2 protein-coding genes are annotated in these 5,452 nt (G+C 68.7%); both read left to right on the forward strand.

The genetic code is table 11. The features are described from left to right. On the forward strand, positions 1-5,108 hold a 5,108-nt coding region (locus BJQ90_RS13360; RefSeq protein WP_226760739.1), incomplete at its 5' end, for an Ig-like domain-containing protein. Positions 5,109-5,264: 156 nt separating this feature from the next. Next, the coding region (locus BJQ90_RS13365) for a hypothetical protein (RefSeq protein WP_226760740.1) at positions 5,265-5,452 on the forward strand (188 nt) is incomplete at its 3' end.

Here is a 5,452-nt window from a genome sequence, read left to right on the forward strand (position 1 = left end):
TGGTCCTCAATGATGTGAATTCGGGCAATGTGTGGCTGGTGAACCAGAACATGCAGCTGGTCAACAACTGGGACGACGTCATCCCCCCGCAGCAAACCTCCGACGATGCGGACAAGGACTCCGCCGACGAGGTCCAGCAGACCGTCCTCCCGGACCGCACCAAACCCAACAGCGCACCCGCGGCCAAACCGGACAGCTTCGGCGTGCGCGCCGGCAAAACCACCATCCTGCCCGTGCTCGACAACGACACCGACCCCGACGGCGACATCCTCACCGTCCGGGCACCCGATCCGATCAAATCCGGACTCCTCGCACCGATCTATGGCTCCACCGGTTTCCAGGTCAGCGTGCCCGCAGAGAAGACCGGCACAGAGACGTTCAAATATTCGGCGGACGACGGCCGGGGTCTCTCCGCCTCCGCCGACGTCACGCTCACCGTCGTCCCGGCGGGGGAGAACTCCGCCCCGCGGCAGAAACCCAACCGGAACACCTCCCTGCTGGTGCAAACCGGCAAGCTGGTCACCCAGAACATCCTCACCGACTGGATCGACCCCGACGGCGACGACCTCTACGTCGTCAGCGCCACCAGCAGCGACCCCCGCGACCAGGTCAAAGCCCGTCCCGACGGGCTGCTCAGCTTCCAGGACGCCGGCTCCGAGCCCGGCCGCAAGGTCGTCACCGTCACGGTCTCCGACGGACAGTCCAGCACCGAAGGCAAGATCACCGTCGACGTCCGCGCCCCGGGCGCCCTGCCGCCGATCGCCAACGCGGACCACATCGTCGCCGTCGCCGGAGTGGACACCGTCATCGCCCCGCTCAAGAACGACTCGGATCCGCAGGGCGGCGCGCTCCGCCTCGCCCAGGTCACCCCGGACGGCAACTCCACCGCCACGATGGGCGCGGACCAGCAGACCTTCACCTTCTCCGCCACCGCCCAGGGACCCCACTACGTCTCCTACCTCGTCACCAACGGCCCGGCCAGCGCCCAGCAGCTGGTCCGCGTCGACGTCGTCCCGGGGAACGGCGACGGCGCCCCCGTGGCCGTGCGCGACACCGCCCTGCTGCCCAGCGGCGGCAGCGTCCTGGTGGATGTCCTCGGCAACGACTCCGACCCCTCCGGCGGCGTCCTGGTGGTCCAGTCCGTGACCGCGGCGGACGGGGAGCCTGTGAGCGTGTCCGTCCTGGACCACTCGGTGGTCCGGATCACCGACATCCGCGCGGAGGGCCAGCTCAACGTCAAATACACCATCTCCAACGGCAAGTCCTCGGCCACCGGCGAGATCGCCGTCCTCGTGGTCCCGGCCCCCACCAAACTCCAGGCGCCGCAGGCCAAGCCGGACGAAGCAACCGTGCGTGCCGGCGACGTCGTCACCATCGCGGTCCTCGGGAACGACACCGACCCCAACGGCGGCAAGCTGACCCTCGAACCGGCGCTGGCACAGCAGCCCGACGCCGCCGACGGCCGCATCTTCCCCTCCGGCAACGCGCTGCGCTTCATCGCCGGCGAGCAGCCGAAAACCGTGTACGCCATCTACAAGGTCACCAACGACTCGGGGCAGTCGGACTCCCAGCAGGTCACCATCCGGATCCGGGCCCGCGACGACGAACGGAACACCCGCCCCGAACCGAAGAACCTGACCGCCCGTGTGGTGGCAGGCATGGTGGTCCGCATCCCCGTGCCGCTGGACGGCATTGACTCCGACGGCGACTCCGTCCAGCTGACCGGCGTGGACAAGGCCCCGGCCATGGGGACGGCCGTCGTCAAGGACGGCTACCTCGAATTCACCGCCACCGGCGACGCCGCCGGCACGGACACCTTCAGCTACCGCGTCCGGGACCGGATCGGCGCCGAAAACACCGGCACCGTTATTGTCGGCATCGCCCCGCCGGAAGCCAACAACCAGAAACCCATCGCCGTCGACGACGCCGTCGACGTGCGCCCCGGCCGCAAGATCGCCGTCGACGCCCTCAGCAACGACTCGGACCCGGACGGGGACCCGGTCAGCCTGGTCTCCAACGCCTTCGAAGCCCGGCCCGAACTCAGCGTCGAGCCGGCCGACGGCGGCAAGGTCCTCCTCACCGCCCCCGGCGCCGCCGGCAGCGAGAGCGTCGGCTACAAGATCCAGGATGACAAGAAGGCCCAGGGCAGCGCGGTGATCCGGGTCCGGATCAGCCCGGATGCGGCCCTCAAGCTCCCGGTCGCCAAAGACGACGTGGTCACCCCCGCGGAGACCCTCGGCAAGTCCGCCGTCGACGTCCCCGTCCTCAAGAACGACTCCGACCCCGACGGCGTCGCCGCCGAGCTCAAGGTCTCCCTGCCGGACGGCAACCCGAACGCGCGCGCCGGAGGTAGCGGCAACGTCGTCGTGACCCTCGCCCCGAAGGACCAGCTGGTCCCGTACACCGTCACCGACGTGGACGGCCAAAGCGCGACGGCGGTCATCTGGGTACCCGGGCAGGGCGAGCAGCACCCCACCCTGGCGCGCACCGACGTCGTCGAAGTGATGGCCGGCAACGAAATCAACCTCGACCTGAACGAGTACGTCCGGGTCCGGGAAGGGCACACGCCCCGGATCACACAGGTGGACAAGGTCAGGGTGCAGGGGGCTGACTCCCAGAACGTCGTGGCCGGCAACGGCACCGCGCTGCGCTACGCCGCGCTGAAGGACTACGTGGGCCCCGGCTCCGTGACCTTCGAGGTCACGGACGGCACCGGACCCGACGATCCGCAGGGCCTGAAATCGACCCTGAGCATCATCACCAGAGTCATTCCCGACCCCAACGCCAACCACCAGCCCACCTTCAGCGGGACCGACCTCGAAGTGCCGAAGGCCGAGTCCGTCGGCCTCGAGCTGGGCAACCTCGCCAAGGATGTCGACTCGGGCGACCAGGAGAAGCTCAAGTTCGAGCTCGACGGCACCCTGCCCGAGGGGCTCAAGGCCACCATTGAGGGCCAGACCCTCAAGGTCAGCGCGGAGGCCACCATCGCCGCGGGACGCCGGGGGAGCATCCCGCTGAAGGTCACTGACGGCCGCTCCGAGCCGGTCAAGGCCACGGTGGAAGCCACCGTCGTCGCCTCCAACCGGCCCCTCCCGACGGCCAACGAGGACGTCATCGACAAAGCCAATGCAGGCAAAACCGAGACCATCAACGTCCTGGCCAACGACTTCAACCCATTCGGCGAAACCCCGCTGAAGATCATCTCGGCCACGGTCGAAACCGGCTCGGCCGCGGGCGCCCCCGCCGTGAACGGGGACTCGATCACAGTGACTCCCGCCGACGGCTCCAAGGGCGTGATGGTGGTCCGCTACACCGTGCTGGACAAGACCGGGGATCCGTCGCGGCAGGCCAGCGGCCGGGTGCGCATCACGGTCCGGGACAAGCCGGATGCCCCCTCGGCCCCGTCCGCGACCGATGTCCGCAGCCGCACGGCAGTGCTCAAGTGGGCTCCGCCGTCGGACAATGGCGCTGGCATCAGCAAATACACCGTCAGTTCCGGCGGCTTCAGCCAGGACTGCGCCACCACCACCTGCACCCTCAGCGGCCTGACCAACGACGTCAAGTACGTCTTTACTGTCACCGCCACCAATGAAGTGGGCCAGTCAGCGCCCTCGGCGGCGTCCAACGAGATCAGGCCGGATGAGAAGCCTTCCCCGCCGGAGGCCCCCGCGGTCAAGGCCGGGGACAAAAACATGGTGATCGCCTGGCCTGCGGCAAAGACCGAGGGCTCGGCCGTCAAGAGCTACAACCTGGAGATCTCCCCGCCGCCGGCCACCGGGGTCGCCGTGAAGAACGGCGTCACCGGGCTGAACTACACCTGGCCGGGCCTGACCAACGGCGTCCGCTACAAGGTGCGCGCCCAGGCCGTCAACGAGCTTGGCCCGTCCGAGTGGGGCATCTACTCCGCCGAAGACAACCCCGCCGGCGTCCCGGCAGCCCCGGCGGCACCGACGTCGACGGTGGCCTCCGCCGTGGGGACCTCCAACCAGCTCAAGGTGAACTGGAGCGAACCGAACACCAACGGCGACGCGATCAAGAATTACTACGTCACCATGAGCGGCGGGGGCGGGACGACGCAGACCCAAATGGTTCCCGGGACGGTGCGGACCGCGAACTTCACCGCGAACAACTCCGAGGCCTCCTACACCTTCACCGTGCAGGCGGAGAACAAGGCCGGCAAGGGCGCCGTCAGCGCGCCGTCGGCCCCGCGGCGCGCCACCGGCAAGCTCTCCCAGGTGTCCGGGGTCAGTGCCGCGGAGGCCAACACCGGCGGCGCGGGCAGGGCCGTGACCATCAACTTCCGGGAACTCACCGACGCTGAGCGCAACGGCTCGGCGCCCAATGAGGTCAGCTACACCTACAACGCCACCACGGGACAGTCCGGTCCCATCCGGCCCGGGCAGACCGTAGGCGGCTTCACGAACGGGGCCGCCACCAGGATCACCGTGGTGGCCAACTCCACCGTGGCGCCGAGCTCGGACGCCAGCGCCGCAGCCGGCGCCACACCCTACGGCGCGCCCGGGACGCCCTCGGCCTCCGGCCAGAACGGCGGCCAGAACCAGAAGTCGCTCACTTTCAGCTGGAACTCGCCGTCCACGGCGACGAACGACGTCGCCTCCACCCGGATCAACATTGACGGCCGCGGCTGGGAAAACGTCGCCGCATCAGGCAGCCGGACCGTGAACACCGGCGGCTTCGACGAACGGCACTCCATCCAGGTCCAGACGGTCAACTCCGTGGGGACCGGCGGGGGCATCGCCACGGCCACGGCCCAGTCCGGCCCGGCGAAGACGAACTGGGACGCCGCAGTCAACGGCTACCGCACGTGCACTGACGCGCCTGCCTCCGGGCAAACCTCGTGGCGCTCGCCGGCGGGCGCGGAACACACCTGCGACGGGGTGATCCGGAACTATCCATGGGCCTACGGCTCCGACGGGTCCTTCACCGTCAACTGCTTCATGTGGCGCACCGTGCCGGATGCCCGCGGGACCTACAAGTGGTACCGCATCAACTCGCACCCGGACGGCCGTTTCGTGGGCCGCACCATCCAGGTCGGCAACACCACCCTGGGCGAGCCTGAGGGTCACGGAATCCCGCAATGCGGCTGACCGCCGGGCCGCGGAGCGGGACCTCCATGACTCCCGCGGGGGAGTCCTCCCCATCGCGTGCCCCCGGAACGAACGGTAGGCTGTCGCGGGAAGTGAGGGCCTCGTCTCAGGCCAGCCACGGGAATCACAACGCCATCTTGAAGGAAATCTGAAGCTGTGACACGCCTTTTCGCCACGCTGGGGTCCAGAAAGCCGGGCTTCAAAAATCCCGGGTCCACCAAACGGCGCCCGCTCATCACGGGCATTGCCATCGCCTCTTCGGCAGCCGTCCTCATCACCGGCGCCGTCATCTATCCGGGGTTTAAGACCACTGAGGTGGAGTTGAATGATGGCGGGGTGTGGGT

This window comes from Arthrobacter sp. SO3, from assembly GCF_020532825.1.
Classification (GTDB): domain Bacteria; phylum Actinomycetota; class Actinomycetes; order Actinomycetales; family Micrococcaceae; genus Arthrobacter.